The sequence below is a fragment of the Chryseobacterium sp. GW821-FHT04C04 genome (assembly GCF_059420365.1).
In genome coordinates, this window is sequence record NZ_JBWKTO010000005.1 from 540,784 (window position 1) to 560,200 (window position 19,417).

Consider the following 19,417-nt stretch of genomic DNA (forward strand, 5'->3'; position numbering starts at 1 on the left):
ACAATAATCAATAATCAATAATCAATAATCAATAATCAATAATCAATAATCAATAATCAATAATCAATAATCAATAATCTATAATCTTTAATCTATAATCTATAATTAAAAATGCCATCAGGAAAAAATCCCAACGGCATTCACAAAAAAACAAGTGTATAAAAAATATATACTTCAATTAATTTCTCCAAAATAAATTCCCGTCATTCATCAGGGCTTTTATTTCAGACATTCTGGAAACGGCTTCTGCAGAACATGAAGCATCTGTCAGAACAATAGCTGCTTCATCCCCTGTCTTAGGCCATTGCTGCTTCCCTTTTTCATCCAGAGGAAGAATACTTTGAGTAGCAAACTGCAGGGCTCTTGATAAGGCATATTCTGTCGCATAACCGTATAATTCAGCAATCAGATTGGCTTTCTGGAGCATATTTCCGGACCCGAACGTACTCCAATAGTCTTGTACATTATCATTTCCGATGAGTACATTTACTCCATATTTTTTTAGGGTTGGGATAGGCATTACCGTTCCTTTAAAAGGTACAGAGGAAGCGATTCCCACTTTTCCTGCAGCCAGTCTTTCTGCAATCTGTTCTGTTTCTTTCGGTGAAAGATGAGCCAAAGCAAATGCATGGCTTACAAATGTTTTCCCCTGAAGTTCCGGATTTTCGATCGCTTTATCAATCAGATAATTGATCGTTTTCATCCCGGACTCTCCTACTTCGTGCAGATGAATATCAATTCCTTTATGATGATCTAAAGCTAACTGAACCGTAAAATCCATTACTTTTTCAATGCTTCCGTCAATGCTTAAAGGATCCAATCCACCAATGAAGTTTACGCTTTTCAGCTGTGCGGCTTCTTTCATTAAGGGAGCAGATTCTGTATAATAAACCCCATGTTGTGGGAAGGCTACCAGTTCAGCTTTAAAAGAATCTTTCTTATTTTCAAGAGCCTGTTCAAGATGTTCCAGAGACTTCAATCCTGATGTAGGATCGATGTTGAAATGGGTTCTTGCAAAGTGAGTTCCATAATGTTGCTGCAGACTGATCAGCTGTTCTGCTCTGCTTACGGAAGTTTTCAATAGTTCAGGAATGATTTCCTGTTCATAAGTAATCATGTCTTTCACCGTTCTTCTTTTCGGAGAAAGGGCCTGCCATGGAAGCCCGTATAATGTTTTATCCAAATGGATGTGCATATCTCTGAAAGCAGGAAGCATCAGATATCCTTTTGCATCTATTGCAGTGGATGTAGGATCGTTTGCTTTGATTGATTTGATCTTTCCCTCTTCAATTTCAATACTGAAAAGGTCAGTTTTTGTTCCGGTTACCTCTTCATTTTCGTATTCAAAACCTGTTTCCAGGCGGACATTTTTCAGGGAATAGTTTCCTTTTGCAGTTAATTGATAGGGAAATTGCATGATTTAAAATTTTAACAATACAAAGTTAGCCCGGCTTCAGGATAAAACCGGTGTATCAATTATGTCTTGTTTTGTACAGATTATTCTTTGAATTGGGATGGAGTCATTCCCGTCTGTGCTTTAAAGAATTTGGAAAAGCTGGCATGATCGTAGAAACCAAGATCATACACAATATCCTTCACCGACATTTCGGAAACTTTCAATAGTCTTTTTGCTTCCAGTAAAATACGATCCTGAATAAGAGATGAAGCCGGAGTATTGAGATTTTTCTTGCAGACGATATTCAGATAATTGGCAGAAATATTCAGTTTATCCGCATAAAAAGAAACAGACCTTTCTGTTTTGAAGTGTTCATCAATAAGATTCAGAAACTTTGAAATAATAGGATTTGAATGATAGACTTCAAAATCTTTAAAAGCCCCTTCCACAAAGGTACTCACCAACAAACCGATCAGCTCACTCCTTTTTTGAATGAGTTCCCAAAAGATTTTTTCTCCATTCAGTTCTTTCTGAATGGCTTGAAATTCATACCGGAAAGTTTCAAAGACTTCTTTGGAAAGATTGATAACCGGATGATTCTGATAATAAGATGCCGAAAATCGTAAGGAGGGTAGAAAGCTTTCATACCAATCCCTGCTGATCATCAACTGATATCCGATGGTTTCTTTTTCGATCACCCATTGATGCACCTGCTCTGGAAAAACCAAATGAATCTGAAGGTCTTTCACCTGATATTCTGTAAAATCTATCGTATGTGAGCCCAGTCCGTGCTCAAAAAGATTGATGATAAAAAAATCATGCTTATGGGGATCATCAATAGAACGTGCTCCGTTGAGTTCATTAAACAGCAGGTGACAACCAGACCTCTGATTTTCACTAAATTCCTTAATTCCTAAAATAGGAAAATGATCTGTATGGTAACCCATTTTGCCTGATTTTCTCTTAAAATTAATAAAAATAATGAGAGAAAAAATTAAAATAGCCACAAAAAGAATAGGTTTTCTTTTTGTGGCTCAAAAACACACTGACTCAATATATATTGATCTAAGATTATTACCTGTTTTTCATTTTGAACTAAAAAACAATATTTCCCTCATGTACCAATGATTCTACCTCTGAAATTCTTGATACAGCTTCTGCTGAACAGCTTGCATTAATCAATACAAAGTCTGCTTTATCTCCTGTTTTTGGCCATTGCTGAGTCCCTTTATCATCTAGTGGCAGTATATTTCCTGTTGCCAGTTTCAAACTCCTGGACAGTAAAAACTCTGTTGAATATCCATACAGTTGAGCCATTAAGTTCGCTTTCTGCAATACACTTCCTGTTCCGAAAGTATTCCAGTGATCTACGATACTGTCATTTCCTGTCAGAACGGTTACATTATGCTTATAAAGGGTTGGTATTGGCATGATCATTCTACCAAAAGGGATTGTAGAAACAATTCCAATTTGAGCTTCCGCTAATTTCTCAGCGATTTCTTCCTGTTTTGCAGCTTCTAATTTAGCTAAGATAAAGCAGTGGCTTAAATAGGTTTTCCCTTTCAGAGAAGGGTTTTCATTTACTTTTTTAATAAGATATTCTACCGTTTTCAATCCGGAATCTCCGGTTTCGTGCAGGTGAATATCTATTCCTTTTTTATGGTCTACCGCAAGCTGAACGGTGAAGTCCACCACTTTTTCAATGTTTCCGTCTACGTTGAAAGGATCTACTCCACCGATAAAATCAATATCCATCTTCGCCGCTTCTTTCAGATACGGTGCAGAATCTGTATAAAACACTCCATGCTGTGGAAATGCTACCAGCTCAGCTCCAAAACCTTTCTTTTTATTTTCTAAAGCTTTCTGTAGATTTTTTAATGACTGAAGTTTTGAAGTCGGTTCAATATTCACATGGCTTCTAGCATAAGAAGTTCCTTTTGACTGTAATAATTCAATCAGTTTCTCGGCCTTGAAGGTTGAGTTTTTCAGCATATCCGGGAGCATTTTCTGCTCCAGCTCTATCATCCCTTTGATTCCTCCGGTTCTTTTCCTAACCGCCTGCCATTGATCCCCATAAAAAGTTTTATCCAGATGAATATGCATGTCTTTAAAGGCTGGAAGCATCAATAATCCTTTTGCATCTACTACTTTGGCATTAGGTTGATTCGCGGTAATCTTTGTAATTTTTCCGTTTTCAACTTCCACATAAAATAGATCTGTTTTGGTAGACGCTACTTCCCCTTCCTGATATTCAAAACCAGTTTCCAGACGAACATTTTTAAGACTTATTTTGCCTTTTGCCAAAATATTATTTTCAACAAAGAAAGGCGATGCGGTCATGATATGAGGTATTAAAGTGAATCCCGCGACAGCCAGTGCTGAATTTCGGATAAAATCTTTGCGGGAGATCGTATTGTCAGAAGTCTTCATTTCCAATCTATTTATGACAAATTTAAAAAGAAGTCTCCTGAACGAGGTGTATGGTTTATTACAAAATCTGTATGATTTATGCTTTGTGAATATTCATATTTCAGATAATCATTTTAAAATAAAATTTACACGCAGATTTTCAATAATTGAGGTTACATTCTTGCATAAAAAAACCGGATCTAAAATCCGGTTCTATTTATATTTACTTATTGGAATATTCAAATTTTCTTACGGCTTCCAGTGTCATATCAATCTCTTTATCTTTGATGGCATCACTGATGAAGTACGTTTCATAACCACTTGGTGGAAGATACACTCCATTCTGAAGCATCTGGTGGAAGAAGTTATTGAACAATGAATGATTAGCTTCCTGAGCCTCATCAAAGTTTGAAACCCTGTTGATATGGAAGAAAACAGACATCATAGAACCTTTTCTGTTGATTTTATGAGCAATTCCTTTTTCATTTAAAATTTTTCCAATTTCGAAATCTAAGGTTTCTGTTGTTTTATGGAGTCTGTTGAAAAATTCCGGATCATTTTTAATAAGCTGAAGGGTTTTTAATCCCGCTCTCATTGCCAAAGGGTTTCCACTTAATGTTCCTGCCTGGTATACTCCTCCTTTTGGAGCCAGGTGGTCCATAATTTCATTTCTCCCTGCAAAAGCACCCACTGGTAATCCACCACCTATTACTTTTCCATAAGTCACCAAGTCTGCTTTTACATTGAAAAGCTCCTGAGCTCCTCCGAAGGCCAATCTGAAACCGGTCATCACTTCATCAAAAATTAACAAAGCTCCATTTTCATCACAGATCTTTCTCAGGTTTTGTAAGAAGTTGTTTTCGGGCAGTACACAACCCATATTTCCTGCAACCGGCTCTATAATTATGGCTGCAATTTCACCCTGATTATGACGGAACAAATCTTCAACTTGTTCAAAATCATTATAACGGGCTAGTAATGTATCTTTAGCAGTACCTGCAGTCACTCCCGGAGAATTTGGGTTCCCGAAGGTAGCTGCACCGCTTCCTGCTTTAATTAGAAATGAGTCTGAATGTCCGTGATAACAGCCTTCAAATTTTACAATCTTATCTCTTCCAGTGTATCCTCTTGCCAGTCTTACTGCACTCATACATGCTTCTGTTCCTGAAGAAACCATTCTGATCTGGTCAATGTTCGGGACATTTTCGATGATGAATTTTGCAATTTCTGTTTCCAGTTCTGTAGGAGCACCGAAAGAAAATCCTTTCTCTGCCTGGATTTTCAGTTCTTCCAATACTTCAGGATGTGTATGTCCTAAAATGGCTGGGCCCCATGAGTTGATATAATCGATGTAAGTATTCTCATCTGCATCGGTAAGGTACGCTCCTTTTGCCGATTTCATAAAAACAGGCACTCCTCCTACGGATTTGAATGCTCTTACCGGAGAGTTTACTCCTCCCGGAATGTATTTGTAGGCTTCATCAAATAAAGCCGAACTTCTTTGATACTTCATATATACTTGGTTGCTGTCGACAGCTGCTGGTTGGCATTTGACTGTCAACGATAAACTCTCAACAAAAAATTAAATTAGTTTCGTGGTTTTTTGTCTATTAAATAAATCAGCTGTCCTACAGATGGCTGCTGTCCTTCATCCATTCTGTTTTTAGCATATAATTTATGCAATTTGATTCCGAATTTCTGGGCGATATCATGCATATCTTCCCCAGATTCTACTTTATAGGTTGCTGTATTTCCTGTAGAATTTTTTGATTCAAGGAAAACAATATCATTCTTTTTTAAAGTTTCATTTTCCAATTCATTCCACTTCATCAGTCTGCTTTCGCTCACTTTGAATTTGTTGGCAATGAATTTGACATCGGTATCTTCAGGAATGACAATATATTTCAACCCGTCGTTTGGATGACTTTTGATAAGGATAGAATTCAGAATTTCAGCTTTCGTTTTAATTCTTTCTACTCTTTTTTGCTGTTGTGCGTAAGAAGTCTGTTTGTAAGGAACTTCTACCGTAACCGGTTCTTTAGCTTTTCTGGTTGCCTTTGAAGGCTCCAGCTGTGCCATGAAAGTTCTGTCATCTTTCAGGTCCGGATACATTTTAAGAACAGCGTACAATACTTCATTGGAATTGGTATTGTCGTATTCGTATAGCTTGTACTTTTCAATTTTGGTGATCAGAATGGAAGCATACCGTGGATTGGTAGCATACCCTGCTTTTTTTAACCCGGTCGCCCATGCTCTGTAATCTCTCATATCCAGCTTGAAAAGGTTGGTGTAATATTTTCTGGTGGATAAAAATATAGAATGATCTTCATAAGACTGTTTGGGATCGTCATACACGCGGAAGCATTCGTTGGGTGCATCATCGGTATGTTTCATCGTTTTACCGGTCCAATCTTCTTTACATTTTATTCCAAAATGGTTTTTACCTTCCTGTGCCAATCTGCTTTGCCCGCCTCCGGTTTCTAACAACCCTTGTGCAAGCGTAATAGAAGCTGGAATTTTATATTTTTCCATTTCTTCTACGGCATATTTAGCAAACTTCTGAATATACTGATCTTCGGTTGCCCAAGACTGGGCAGAAAATTTTGATAAAACTAAAAGGCTTATGGATAGGAAAAGTCTTTTCATGTTTTTCAATTTTACTTATATAATTAAATTTCTGTTCTGTTTTTCTAAAAGCAGATTAGCCCCCTCAATTCCCTGCAATCCACCTGTGTGAAAGCATAAAATCCTGCTGTTCTCAGGAAAAAAATCTTCATCTATCAGTTCAAAAACTTTCTCCATCATTTTTCCTGTATAAATCGGTTCTAAAGGAATACCATATTTCTCTTTGAAATCATTGATAAAACGGATATTTCCATCATTTATTTTACCGTAACCTCCAAAACATGAATCTATTAGATTAAAATTCTGTCTCAAAGTTAATTCAAAAATTTTATTTTCAAGTGAAGCATCATCTACCACCTTACATCCTATAACTTTCTGATTATCTTCACAAAATTTTGAAATTCCTGCAATGGTTCCTCCAGTTCCCACTGCGGTGCAAAGATAGTCAAAATCTTTTGTTTGTTCGTTGAGCATCATTTTCACCCCTTCTACAGCCTCTTTATTGGTACCTCCTTCAGGGACTATTAATGCTTCGGGAAACTCCTGCTGAAGGAATTCTGTCAGTTTTTCTTTGTGCCTGTATTCTTCCCTGGTGACAAATTTCAGGTTCATGCCATTTCTTTTAGCAAAAAGTAAGGTAGGATTGTCACGCCATTTATCTTGCAGTTCTTCTCCCCGGATGATTCCTAATGTTGGAATACCGGCTAAGTTTCCTACTGCTGAAACTGCTGCTATATGATTGGAAAAAGCTCCACCAAAGGTAATAATATAGGGATTCTCAGGATTTTTTTCCAGATAGTGATTCACATTATAAAACAGCTTCCAGTATTTGTTCCCTGAAATCTGCGGATGAATCTGGTCTTCCCTTTTAATGAAAAGTTTTACATTTTTATGAATGAGAATTTCCTGAATGGGAATAGGTTCTTTGGAAAGTTGTAATAGCATTTCAGTTTTGACTACTCAAGGTTTATTGTTTGCAAAAGTAGGAAAAGATTTAGTGTTGTGTAGAGTTCTTATTCTTATGAATTCTAGTTCGTTGAGTTTTTCCCCACAGATAACACAAATTTTCAGATGATTTTATGATAATGTGTGAATTTCGTGTGATGAGAAGGAATGATTTTTTAAGTTTTGGCTAAAGCCAGATGAAAGCTGTTTTTTTTATAAAACGGGCTAAAGCCCGCTCCTATTGAATATTGAGAATCGTTACCCGAAACCCCAAACCCAGATACCAAAACACAAAACCCGAATCTCATCATTCATTATTCTAGAGATATTTTCTAAAGTTCCAGAACTTTCTTTTTTTAAGATAGCTTAGGTTATTTTCATTAGTATAGGCTTCTCTTTCAAATGAAATCCTTCTGTAGGCAAGATAACCGTCTTTGAGTTTGAAGAACCAATAGTAATATTCAATAACATAGAAAATATAAAAGAAAATGATGAGCATTTCCAATTGTTGCTGCAAATGGATTTTTTCGTGATTGATCAATACATTATTTTCCTTATCTTCGGGTTTCCTAATGAAGATAAAGGGAAAGAGAGCAATGCCATTAATTTTTAATTTTTTTAAAGGCTTTTGGCATACAATTATCATAGTAACAAATATAAAAAGTTTTTTGACAAGCATTTAACTTATGGCCCATTATGACATCAAAGAAGGTGAAGACTTCTACTATAATGAACAGGGGTACAAAGTTTTTACAGAAAAATTTCATCTGAAAAGAGGTCATTGCTGTAAAAGCGGCTGCAGACACTGTCCTTACGGGTACGATAAAAAGACTGATACATTCATTAAAAGCGATAAAAAAAAATAAATAAAATGAAAAAATATATTTTTATTTTGTTGGCGTCTGCTACATTAGGTTTAACTTCTTGTAGCCCTTTTCAGGTACGTTCAGATTATGCTGAAACAGCCAATTTCAATTCTTACAAAACATATAAAATAAGAATTGATGATCTAAAATTGAATGATATTGATAAAGACAGAGTGCTGAATGAACTGTCGAGACAGCTTCAGAGCAAAGGACTACAGTCCGGAGAAAATCCCGATCTGATTATCAACGTAAAAGCAAATCATAAAAAGGTTACAGATATTAATTCCTCTACACCTTACGGAATGTGGGGATGGGGCGGACCATTCGGATGGGGTGTTGGCATGAGCAGAACATGGACAACGAATTATAATGAAGGAGCACTGATTGTTGACCTGATTGATGCAAAAAGCAATAAATTGGTTTGGCAGGGAATCGGAAGCGGAATTTCTGTAGATTCTCCAAAAGCAAAACAGAGACAAATTCCTGAAATTATGGCTGAGATTATGAAAAATTATCCGCCACAAAGAAAGTAAAATTAAGTCATCCACTATATAAGCCGGTACGTTTGTACTGGCTTTTTTTGTGGTTTATTTTTTTCCCACAGAGGACACAGATTTTCACAGATGATTGTTGAATAAGATCTTTTATTCTTTAAGTTTTGGCTAAAGCCGGATGAGAACTGTTTTTATTGTAAACCGAAACCGGGCTAAAGCCCGGCCCTATTGAATGAATAAAGAAACGCTGATAATTCATAATTCATAATTCTTTCCTCATTATTTCTTACATGCAGTGCATTTTAAAATTAACGATTCCTTAATTTTTTATTCATAAAAATGTGGTAATCTTGTTGAAACTTGTATTGATATGAAAAAAATCATCTTATTTTCAGTATTTGCAGGACTTGCCCACGCACAGGCTCCTGCAGGATACTACAATTCTGCGAATGGACTGAGTGGTGCAGCGCTAAAAACTTCATTAAGCAGTATCATCACCAGCGGTCATCAGGATAAAGGCTACAACGGATTGTGGACTGCCTATAAAACCACAGATATTGATAAGGATTATGAAAATGACGGATCTATCCTTGATATTTATTCTGAAAAACCTTCAGGAACAGATCCTTATAAATATACTCCGGGAACCAACCAATGCGGTACCTATTCTACCGAAGGGAATTGCTATAACAGAGAGCATATTATTCCTCAAAGTCTTTTTAATGAAGCTTCCCCAATGGTTTCTGACATTAACTTCATCAGAGCTACGGATGGGAAGGTAAACGGAATGAGAAGCAATTATCCTTTCGGAAAGGTAGGAACTGCTTCTTTCACCTCAAAAAACGGATCAAAACTTGGAACTTCAGCTTCTTCAGGATATTCGGGGACCGTTTTTGAGCCGATTGACGAATTTAAAGGAGATGTAGCCCGAATGATTTTCTATTTTGTAACCCGCTATCAAAGCAAACTTTCTAGTTTTTCATCGGGAGATATGCTGGGAAGCTCTACTTTCCCGGGATTGCAGACATGGGAACTGAATGTTTTGTTAGCTTGGCACAATCAGGATCCGGTTTCCCAGGCTGAAATCAAAAGAAATAATGCTTCTTATACTTATCAGGGGAATAGAAATCCATTTATTGATAATCCTAATTACGCTAACCTTATCTGGGGTTCCCAGCAGCCTTCAAGCGACACTCAGGCTCCTACCATAGCGACAGGACTGAATGTTTCAGGAAAAACATCCAGCAGCATTTCTCTTGCATGGAATGCTTCTACAGATAATGTAGGCGTTACCGCTTATAACGTGTATATGAACGGAAGCCTTAAAACTACAGTAAGTTCAACTTCAACAACTATTTCAGGGCTGACACCTTCAACTTCCTACAGCTTTTATGTTGTAGCAAAGGATGCGGCAGGAAATTCTTCGTCGAACAGTTCTACCGTTTCCGGGACTACCAATGCCGGAACGACGGCTCCAGCGACCCGTTGTGCTAATGAAAGTTTTGAAACCATTCCTGCAGCCAGCGCTGCTTATTCCAGCAGAACCTGGAGTAACGGAGGAATCTCATGGACTGCAACGGATGCAAGAACTGACCAAACTCTCAATAATAAAGCGATTACAGTAAGAAGCGGTTCTTTAACTTCCGGCAGCTCTGCTAATGGTATTGGTTCTTTAACCGTGACTACACAGCTTAAGTTTACAGGCAGCAATGATTCTTTTACTGTAAAGGTAAACGGAACGACAGTAGGAACGATTCCTTACAGTGCTTCTACGGCAACAACAACGATCAGTAATATCAATATTTCCGGAAATGTAGTGATAAGCCTGGTGAACAATTCAACAAGTAACAGAGTTGCTATTGATGATCTTTCATGGACCTGCTATTCAGGTTCTTCAGCAAGAATGGCTCAAAGTACGGCTTCAGAAACAACTTCTAACAGCTTTAAAATTTCACCCAATCCCATTACCAATCAGGAAATTTTTGTAAAAGGAGATCTTCAGAAGGTAAAAAAAGCGGAGATTTATAATCTTCAGGGGAAGGTTCTTCAGACCATTGATCAGCCTTTCAGAAGTGGAAATTCTATTAAAACAAGAAATCTTGGGCAGGGAATTTATATTTTGAAACTGGATCAGACTACGATACAGTTCCTGGTAAAATAATTCAAATATTAATTTCATATAAAAAATGCCGGTCTATAGAAAGACCGGCATTTTATGTTTTTAAAGCTCTCACCGATTTTGCAGACTGAGCGGATGTTTTTTAACGCAAAGGTTTTATTTTTTCTGCCTTATTTTTAGAAAGCGAAGAGGAATCAGTAAACTGATTTGACTAAGCGAATGTTTTAATTTTTTTGTTTGTTTTTATCTTAATTCAATAAATTTTGTCCATATCCGGATATCCTGATCCTTTCAGAAAATCTTTCCATTCTTTATTTTTGAAGACAAAGAGATTGCAGCGGTATTCGTCCGGTCTGTTATCTATTTTGGTTTCGCAGTAATAGTATAGCAGATCTTTGTTTTTCCAGATGGCTACTTCCTGTCTGAGTTTATTATGAGTCTGAATGATCTCGTTATCTTTAATCTCAGATTCGAAGCTTTCCCGTATGGTATCAAAGCGGGGTTTCTGAAGTGTTTTATTTAGATTTTCAAAGAGGGCCATTTTTTCCTGCTCTGTATAGATATCAATCTGATACATTCCCAGCTCATCTTCTTTCTCATTGCCAAGAGGACCGATTTCCTGATCTACTTTTCCGTAATGTAAAAGGACTTTGTTGGTATTTTTATTATTCTTTCCTTCTAAATCTATTCCATTGAAGTGTAATAATTCTTTTGAAGCAAACGCCAGTCTGTCATTTCCAATCAGAGTAACTTCACTGGTACGTACAGCATCTTTGGCAGTTGCTCCGGCAGATTTTAAAATTTCATTGATGTTTTGTCCTGCTTTAAGCTTAGCAAGATTAAAAGGTTCTGTCTGAGTACTGCCCTGCGTTTCCACCAAAGCCCGAGTGCTTTTATTTTTCTGCTTGTCACATGATGCAATTCCCAGGCAGATCAAGGGTATTAATATGTAATTCAGATTTTTCATAATGTTAGTGTCTGGTTATAAAGGATAAAAACAGAAAAAACGATTCAAGTATCCAGAAATTATTTTCTATGTATTTTACCCTTGCTTTTATTTCCTATTTTGAATATATGAGGCTTTCTGCAATGATTGCTGCTCACCTTTTAATTCATATACTGATACCACGGAGATCCTTGAGGTGTCGGATATTTTAATCCAAAAACCGCATTATTACGGTAAGCATCTTTGGTAACAGAAATGTATTTATTTCTTATTCTTCCATCATTTTCAATAGAAATACTCAATATGGAGTAATTTTTTCCGTCGTCCCAGAAGAAAGAGGTAGGATAGGTAAAAGTATTTTTCTCGTTTTTAATCCATGAAACTTTTTCCGGGGACAGTTTTTTAAGTTTTTCAAAAATAGATTTTACAACTTGTGCCTCTACGGTTGCTCTATCTGTAATAGCCGCTGTAGGATTTCCATGTTTTTTCACTATTTTTTCTACAAATTCCAGCGTATGCTTTTCGTCAGCATTGGTATCAAGAGCACCTACCTTTCCTTTATAAACGGTAATTCTTGTACCCATAGTATTGTCTAATGCAATATTTCCGTACGACAATCCTTTGTTTTCATCAGCATAATATTGAATGATATCCGGTTTTGCTGCATCTTTCAGAAATAAGTCTTTGTTTTCAAAATCATATTTTTTCGCATCGTCACCTAATACAACCGATGACAGATCAAATGTTTTACTTCCACAACACACATTGAGTAAAACAATGAAAATCAATATGATAATTTTTCCTGTTTTCATTCTAATTAAAATTTCTCCTGAAAAACCGACCGCATTTCGGGTTATTGATTTTGTTTTTCTTTTATTATTTTAGACCAATCTGTAAACATCTTGGTAATGGTATTGGCATTGATTAAACTGAAAATAAACATTCCCGTGAAAACCGTAAGCCAGCAGTAAGCCAGTTTTACCCCGTTTTTATCTGTGATAAAGAAAAGTACAAATAGGGTAATAGCTCCCAATATAAATGTAAAAAGCAAGGTATACAGCAATACATGAATAATGTACATATTGAATTTAAGCTTTCTGAAAATCCAGCCTACCAATGCAATCGGAATAACCAACACAAACGGCAGGAACATAGCCCCGAAAATGGTAACTTCCGGGTAATCAGCTATTTTATCTTCTAATCCGAAAAAGGTATTAAAACTGAACTCCATTATATTGTTTTTCAGCATCTGTTATCTCAAGTAATGTTTTGTCTTTATATGCAAGCATTTTTGCCAGTATAACATTTGGAAATTCATGAATTCCTATATTATAAAGGTTAACGCTATCATTAAAAAATTCTCTTCTGTCCGCTATTCTGTTCTCCAGTTCGGAGACTCTTTTCTGCAGCTCAAGAAAATTATTATTAGATTTCAGCTCGGGATAGTTCTCAGAAACAGCAAAGAATGATGATAAAGCTTTTGAAGTTTCATTTGCCAAGGCTGTCCTTTGGTCTGCATCTGTACTATTGTTATAAAAAGTTCTGAGCTCTGTAAGACGGGTAAGGAGCTTTTCCTCGTAGTTCATAAAGTGTTTGGCTACAGTGACCAGGTTGGGGATTTCATCTGCCCGCTGCTTCAGCACCACATCAATATTTCCGTATGCTTTTTCAACATTAAATTTGAGCATGACCAATTTGTTATACAGATTGATAAAAAAGCTGATGATAACAACTCCCAACAGGATAAGTAATATGATTGCGACCGTCTGATTCATTATTGTATGAGTATATAAATAATTATTAAAAGGATAATGGAGCAGGTAAACATAAATGACCTCAGCAATGGCTGATACTTATTCCAAACGGTGATTCCTGATGCTGAAGTAATCCCAAGGATTTTATAGTAATCATCTTTTCTTACGAAAGGAACTCCGTTTTTAGAATCTGCATATCCCACCAACAACATTTTCTGACCCTCTTTCAAAAGAGTTTCTGTATATCTTTTGCTGCCATGGCTGCTTCTATTGGTTTCTCCCAGCAAAACAAGCTCTATTCCATCAGGTTCTACTTCTATGGCTCCGGTATCATCTTTTATCTGAAAAAGATTACATTGTGTCTCCCGATGAACTGTGCGGTATGTTTCTTTACCGTCAGAATCTCTGTCTATATTTTCAATAGTATAATAATATCCGATACAAACTTCATTTTTCACCGGTGAAAATAAAGGATTCTTCATTATTAAAGTTCCTTCAACCTCTACCAACCCCTTGGCCACTGAATGTATCTTTGATGTTGGAAGGGATGACTGTAAACGTAAAAACCGTTTAGCAGCATTAGGTTTCATTAAAGCAATAAAGATGAGTACAAAAATTAATAGCGGAATAAAAATGATTGCCTTTTGTGCATAGCTGTCATAATTATTGGCAATTTCAAAAGCATATTCATGCAGCGGCATTTTTTCTTTGAAAATAATCCATAGTATAAAATAAACAAAGCATGATATTATTATTCCCAGAATAATATACCCTATATATGATCTTTTTTTGTTTTCCCCCATGTACTTTTCCTGAATACCTTACCTTCCAAAATCTCTTTCGTAAAGGTATAGTATTTACTGTCTTATTTCTCCCTTATTTTTTCTAAATGACTTCGAACTCTTCTTTTCCCTGTGGAATATGGAACATCAGCTCCAGCATCAGTTCTTCCCTTGTCTTCTCTTTAAAAAGAAAAAATGCGGGTTCTCCATTTAATTTTTTATAGGTTGCCAATTTTCCGTTACCATAAATTTTTAATACCCTGCCTTCCGGCAATGGCATTATTTTAAACCCATCGTTGAAGTCTTCCAATAAACTGTTGAGCCTTGCTTTGGCATCATCATTACCAAGGTACATGGATAAAGCCATATTCTTTTCACGGTTTTTTATCAGTTCAAAGAAAGCATCATATTGTTTTGATTCAATCAGACTGCTTATTCTTTTGTATATGGAATCCAGCTTATTGTTAAGATAAGATGTATCCTTAGAAATTGACAGCAGGTCACGACTTTGTTCCCATTTCATCATTTCGTAAGGTATCTCAGCCTGAAAAGATGATTGATGGTATAATGAAGGCTGTTTCTTTGCTGTTTCCTTTTCTGAAAACTGAAAATTACCACAGTCTTTTTCATGGACGAATTTATCATTAAAAACATCGAATAACTTAATGGTATATTCAAATTTTGTTCTTGAATCTATATATTGTCCTCCTGTAACGGGCAGAAGTTTGATCTCGATTTTTTGCTCACCCGAATTGCTTATTCCGAAATTAACAGGAACATTGGGAGACATCTGTCCTTCGGTTTCCATGGCAATAACAGGGATATCATTCACCAAAACTTCGAATTTGCAATAAACAGCAGTAAAATCAATGGTATAGTAAGGTTCTTTAGCCATCATTGTTATTATTTATTATAAAACATATCCAGACTGCGGTAAGAAACCCATTCTTTGTATTTTGGGTTTGTTTTATCTAAAGCAAAGATCTTTAATGTATTTTCATTAGGTTTCTTAGAAAGATTAACGGTGTGAATGGTAAAGAATGTTGTTTTGGCTTCTTTATCCTCCCAAACCTGAACGGTTTCTTCTATATGGTCTGTTTTGAATTCTCCGTTTTCATCAAGGAAAATAGGTCTTTCTTTTGTATTTACTTTTTTGTCTGAAAAGTCTGCTTTATGGCCTGCTTTTTTTTCAATAGCGCTCAGAATAGCATCTGTATTCGGGTTGTTCTGCAGCACCATTTCGTAGCCCCATACTTTTTTATCGTTCTTTGAATAAAGAACGGAAACGTCATCCGCAGCAGATTGTAAGCTGTTATTAAATAACGACAGGTTCAGATTTTTATCTTTGGGAAATTGAAATTCAACATAATCCACTGAGGTATTAAAATCCCCTGAAGCGTTGTCATTAGCAGTTAATCCAATTCCTTTAAGCAGGTCTTCTCCGTTCGTTCCGAATTTAAGATCTTTAAAATCCATTTTTCCCTGGGCCTGGTTTGCTGTTTTACTGGTTGCGTTTGCTTTGTCTGTCTGTGAAACAGATTTGCCTGTTCCTTTTTCCTGACAGTTCATGAGAACAAAACTCAATACGATCTGGCATATAACAATCTTTTTCATTCAACTTTTTTATTTAATTTTCTTCTTTATTATATAGACTATACGGGTAGCTTTCCACTTTCTTATTATTTTTTATTCTGAATTTCAAGTATTCCGAATATTTTGTAGTCTGCGTGGCAGTAATGATCAGTGTGGTAAAGTTAGTATTTAAACACAACAGATCTGATTCTTTTGTTTTCTCTCCTTGTATTTCGGCATTTCCATTATTCAGAATAAAAATCTTTCCGGATTTTTCCCAGATGATATTCCGTTCTCCTTCATTTTCTTTATCAAAAGCTGGTGTTCCCAATTTTTCAAGAAGCAGTTTTTCAAGTTTTTCACTTTCTTTCTGTGTATACAGATGGATTTTATATCCGTTGATGTCTTTTGAATCTCCCAAAAGTTCAAGGTAGTTTTTCCCTGCATATGTCGCAGAATTACTTCCAATTTCATTTGCAAAATACTGTCCATACAGGCTAAAAGCATTCATATCTTTTAGCTGATAAGCAATAAGATTTTCATCTAATGTAGATTTTTTCTCTGTATAGTCAATACCCCTTACAATTTTTTCCTTTTTCACGGGGAAAAGAATATTGGATAGATCCTCTTTTGCAGTACTGCATGATATAAACAGGGACATGATTACAAGTAGAAACATATTTTTATTTTTTCTTTTTTTCCCAAAGTAATATTTTGTTGTCATAACCTACTAATTCTGCTAAATATTTCATAATGTCGAATCCGTCAAAAAATGTACGGGTTCTGTTATAATTCACCGGAGTCCAGTCTGAGCTTACTTTTTTATAGGTAAATCCTGCTTTTACCATTACCACTACCGTTCCTACACATGGGTCAATACTTAAGCTCGGAATATAATAAATTCCTGCGGTAGAATCATATTTTAATTTGTGCCCTGAAGTAATTCCCATCGTAGCTCCTGCAGTTAGTTTTCCTTCAATATGTCCTTCCAGTTCCGGTTTTTTTGTTGTACCAATGACAACAAACATTCCTTTTAATTCGAGTCCTGATTTTAATTCAACCGTGATGTTTGAAGTTAAATCAAAATTCACTTCTGCACCATCTTTAACAGTACTGAACGAGCCGTCAATAACACCATCTACTTTCCCTTTTACTTCCAGGTCAATGTACATTTTAAAGTTGATGACCACCTTTTCGGTTTCATATCCTTTACTTGCCCATTCTCTGACCATATTGAAAATTTCAAGGGCCAGTACATTTCCTGTTCCTGCAGTGGCAACGGCAACTCCAGCCTGAACTATTAAAGCCAGAAGGTCAAAAACAATAGCAAGTTCAATCAAAGGCTTTGTTTCAATGAACAGCATCAATTTGGTTCCTATATCGGAATGGTCATCATTGATATCTGCTTCCCATTCTGCTCCAAAATATAATGCCGGCGCATTTAATTTGATCTCAAATGGCAATTTTCTTCCTACTCCTTTGGATACTACCCCTTTTGTTTGTGATGTGATCCCCTGAGACATCTTTTTAACCGAAGAAATAATAGAGAAAAGTTTACTGATCTTATCTTTATATTTCAGGGTCAGTTCCGGCTTGCAGTAATAGCTTCCATCTTTTTGTTTGTCATAAGAGGCTTTAAGCTCAACACCGAATTCTACGTCTGTATATTTTCCTTTCTCTTCGTTGGCAAGGCTCAATGCTTTGCCTCGAAGTTCTTTATGCTTATCAGGAGTCATTTTTTGCCACTTTATACTTAAGCTATTGCTCAGGTTGATAAAAAAGGCAAATCTCCATTTGATATCCGGATATGCTTTTATTAATACTGTTGTCCGTTTTTCATTGCTGTAATATCTGCAGGTATGCACATGCATATGAAACTGGTTCGGACTGGTAGATGCAGGCCAAATGTATTGCATGACGGTCATTGATTGAGCATCAAGCCCGATTCCTCCTCCAAAATTATATCTGCTTAACGGAGAGTATATCTCATAATTGAATGTGGGGGTTTGAAAGGTTTTCTTTGTATCACCTTTATCTATCGCCTGCCCTACATCTACGATATAAATTTCTTTTTTATGTTTGTTTTTGGTGTCTCTGAAACAACTGTTGGTATCAAAACCAGTGACATCAATGATGAGTTCCTTTTTTGTAGCAGAAGTAGGGGCTACTACTGCATAGTTGATGGTCTGGGCATCATGGGCGTTGAATACAAATGAGATATCTACTCTACGGTTATTTTCGTAGTCTTTCTCATTTTTGTATTTGATATTATCTCTTCCCATTTTATCATCCGTGGGATCTACTTCTCCTTTTCCTACAGAGATAATCCTTCTGGGATCCAATCCTCCGTCGGCAAAGAATTTCTTTACGACATCAGCTCTTCTTTGTGAAAGTCCTCTGTTATAGTTTTCTTTTCCTATAACACAGGCATAGCCACTGAGATTCATTGTAGCATCTTTATGTTCCAAAAGGAATTTGAGAACATTATTCAAAATTGCAACTCCATCTTTATCAATGACTGTAGAATCAAATTTATAAAAAATCGTTCTCTGAATATGCTCCTGTAATGCAGCGGAATGGATCTGTTTTACACCGTCTCCGTTTTTAAAGACTGTAGCTGTGGTATTGTTGGCTTTGCCGTCTTTTATCTCACTCTCTGTGATTTTGATTACCTCAAACTTGCATGGTTCGAGCCTGACGGAGTTTACATCCGGCTTATATACTTTGGTTGGAGTCTGATTCTGGGCTCCATTGGTATTGGTAGTCGCTATTTTACTTTTTACATTGAGATAGATGGCATGCAGATCATCACCAAGCTTATCTTTAATATATTCTTTTGAAGCAATATCTTTTACTTTCACATAGAATTCTTCTACATTCTGAATGTTGTCTACAGAGGCCATCCAGGAGAAAGTATTCTCTATTTTCAGATTTACTTCACCGTCTATCACCTCTACATTGTTGTATACATGTACAAGTTTATCTTTTTTTGCAGACTGCTGGTTCCAAAGCTCAATGATAAGGGAATTTCCATTAAGACCTTCTGTCATTAAGTTCAGGTGAACAATATGCCCGTAGGAAATATATTCGGTCTTTTTGTTGTTTTTGATGCTCTTGCTGTTTTTTTGTGTAGACCATTTGCTGCTGACAATTTTAGGTTCACACCAGCCTTTTACATATAATCCCGTATTATTTTTAGGATCTCTTACTCCCGAAAGACTCGCTTCTATATAAAAATGATAGCTCCCACTGTATTGCTTATCTATTAAAAATTTATATCCGCCCGCAGAGGTCACCTGATTGATGATAATTTTCCTGCTGTTGTTTTGCCTCATCCAGGTAAGAGGTTTCTTTTTGTCTGCATCTGTGGTACCTGGCAGCCATTCGTCAATACCGAACTGTACCCACTGATCGGGTTTTATCGTAACCCTTTGCCCTGATACGGACATTTTGGGATAATAAACTCCACTTACAACTTTTACTTTTTTAACGCCTTTTGCCATTTTTTG

Annotated in this window: 19 protein-coding genes; 3 read left to right on the forward strand and 16 right to left on the reverse strand. The window is 36.3% G+C overall.

The annotated features are described in order from the left end of the window. Window positions 1–178 precede the first annotated feature (178 nt). The 7 genes from AC07UM_RS19260 to AC07UM_RS19290 form a co-directional block, all read right to left on the reverse strand. Window positions 179–1,417: an amidohydrolase gene (locus tag AC07UM_RS19260; RefSeq protein WP_494681646.1), complete on the reverse strand. Its 1,239-nt coding sequence runs from the start codon at window positions 1,415–1,417 to the stop codon at window positions 179–181. Between the two features lie 80 nt (window positions 1,418–1,497). Continuing rightward, complete coding sequence (locus tag AC07UM_RS19265) at window positions 1,498–2,343, reverse strand: helix-turn-helix domain-containing protein (RefSeq protein ID WP_494681647.1); 846 nt, start codon at window positions 2,341–2,343, stop codon at window positions 1,498–1,500. Window positions 2,344–2,491: 148 nt separating this feature from the next. Continuing rightward, entirely contained in the window at window positions 2,492–3,826 is a 1,335-nt protein-coding gene (locus AC07UM_RS19270) for an amidohydrolase (protein ID WP_494681648.1), read from the reverse strand. Window positions 3,827–4,028: 202 nt separating this feature from the next. After that, the gene (hemL, locus tag AC07UM_RS19275; RefSeq protein WP_494681649.1) at window positions 4,029–5,318 is read right to left on the reverse strand and encodes a glutamate-1-semialdehyde 2,1-aminomutase; all 1,290 of its coding nucleotides are present in this window, start codon (window positions 5,316–5,318) and stop codon (window positions 4,029–4,031) included. Between the two features lie 74 nt (window positions 5,319–5,392). Further along, window positions 5,393–6,451 (reverse strand): glucosaminidase domain-containing protein, encoded by a 1,059-nt coding sequence (locus AC07UM_RS19280; RefSeq protein ID WP_494681650.1) that lies wholly within the window; start codon window positions 6,449–6,451, stop codon window positions 5,393–5,395. Window positions 6,452–6,466: 15 nt separating this feature from the next. Then, on the reverse strand, window positions 6,467–7,375 hold the full coding sequence (locus AC07UM_RS19285; RefSeq protein WP_494681651.1) for a 1-aminocyclopropane-1-carboxylate deaminase/D-cysteine desulfhydrase: 909 nt from the start codon (window positions 7,373–7,375) through the stop codon (window positions 6,467–6,469). A 319-nt stretch (window positions 7,376–7,694) separates the two neighbouring features. Continuing rightward, a complete protein-coding gene (locus AC07UM_RS19290) occupies window positions 7,695–8,021 on the reverse strand; it encodes a hypothetical protein (RefSeq protein ID WP_236853561.1) in 327 nt (108 codons plus the stop codon). Window positions 8,022–8,061: 40 nt separating this feature from the next. Here AC07UM_RS19290 and AC07UM_RS19295 point away from each other — a divergent pair, with 40 nt between their 5' ends. The 3 genes from AC07UM_RS19295 to AC07UM_RS19305 all read left to right on the forward strand — a co-directional run bounded on the left by AC07UM_RS19295 (window position 8,062) and on the right by AC07UM_RS19305 (window position 10,896). After that, window positions 8,062–8,241, forward strand: coding sequence for a C1orf53 family protein (locus AC07UM_RS19295; protein ID WP_089690100.1), 180 nt, complete (start codon window positions 8,062–8,064; stop codon window positions 8,239–8,241). A gap of 5 nt (window positions 8,242–8,246) precedes the next feature. Then, complete coding sequence (locus AC07UM_RS19300; protein WP_494681652.1) at window positions 8,247–8,774, forward strand: DUF4136 domain-containing protein; 528 nt, start codon at window positions 8,247–8,249, stop codon at window positions 8,772–8,774. A 331-nt stretch (window positions 8,775–9,105) separates the two neighbouring features. Further along, window positions 9,106–10,896: an endonuclease gene (locus AC07UM_RS19305; protein WP_494681653.1), complete on the forward strand. Its 1,791-nt coding sequence runs from the start codon at window positions 9,106–9,108 to the stop codon at window positions 10,894–10,896. Window positions 10,897–11,107: 211 nt separating this feature from the next. Here the strand turns inward: AC07UM_RS19305 and AC07UM_RS19310 are convergent, their stop codons facing one another. The 9 genes from AC07UM_RS19310 to AC07UM_RS19350 all read right to left on the reverse strand — a co-directional run bounded on the left by AC07UM_RS19310 (window position 11,108) and on the right by AC07UM_RS19350 (window position 19,411). Next, window positions 11,108–11,821: a hypothetical protein gene (locus AC07UM_RS19310; RefSeq protein WP_494681654.1), complete on the reverse strand. Its 714-nt coding sequence runs from the start codon at window positions 11,819–11,821 to the stop codon at window positions 11,108–11,110. A gap of 140 nt (window positions 11,822–11,961) precedes the next feature. Then, complete coding sequence (locus tag AC07UM_RS19315) at window positions 11,962–12,612, reverse strand: hypothetical protein (protein ID WP_494681655.1); 651 nt, start codon at window positions 12,610–12,612, stop codon at window positions 11,962–11,964. 41 nt (window positions 12,613–12,653) lie between these two features. Further along, a complete protein-coding gene (locus AC07UM_RS19320) occupies window positions 12,654–13,031 on the reverse strand; it encodes a hypothetical protein (protein WP_494681656.1) in 378 nt (125 codons plus the stop codon). After that, window positions 13,015–13,575: a LemA family protein gene (locus tag AC07UM_RS19325; RefSeq protein WP_152291122.1), complete on the reverse strand. Its 561-nt coding sequence runs from the start codon at window positions 13,573–13,575 to the stop codon at window positions 13,015–13,017. The genes AC07UM_RS19320 and AC07UM_RS19325 overlap by 17 nt, the downstream gene beginning before the upstream one ends. Continuing rightward, window positions 13,575–14,255 (reverse strand): hypothetical protein, encoded by a 681-nt coding sequence (locus tag AC07UM_RS19330; RefSeq protein ID WP_494681657.1) that lies wholly within the window; start codon window positions 14,253–14,255, stop codon window positions 13,575–13,577. Before AC07UM_RS19330 ends, AC07UM_RS19325 begins: the two co-directional genes overlap by 1 nt. 184 nt (window positions 14,256–14,439) lie before the next feature. Beyond that, on the reverse strand, window positions 14,440–15,234 hold the full coding sequence (locus tag AC07UM_RS19335; protein WP_494681658.1) for a hypothetical protein: 795 nt from the start codon (window positions 15,232–15,234) through the stop codon (window positions 14,440–14,442). A 5-nt stretch (window positions 15,235–15,239) separates the two neighbouring features. Continuing rightward, window positions 15,240–15,950, reverse strand: coding sequence for a hypothetical protein (locus AC07UM_RS19340; protein WP_494681659.1), 711 nt, complete (start codon window positions 15,948–15,950; stop codon window positions 15,240–15,242). 13 nt (window positions 15,951–15,963) lie between these two features. Further along, window positions 15,964–16,587, reverse strand: a complete 624-nt coding sequence (locus AC07UM_RS19345; RefSeq protein WP_494681660.1) for a hypothetical protein — start codon at window positions 16,585–16,587, stop codon at window positions 15,964–15,966. 4 nt (window positions 16,588–16,591) lie between these two features. Beyond that, window positions 16,592–19,411 (reverse strand): OmpA family protein, encoded by a 2,820-nt coding sequence (locus AC07UM_RS19350; RefSeq protein ID WP_494681661.1) that lies wholly within the window; start codon window positions 19,409–19,411, stop codon window positions 16,592–16,594. Between the last annotated feature and the right edge of the window lie 6 nt (window positions 19,412–19,417).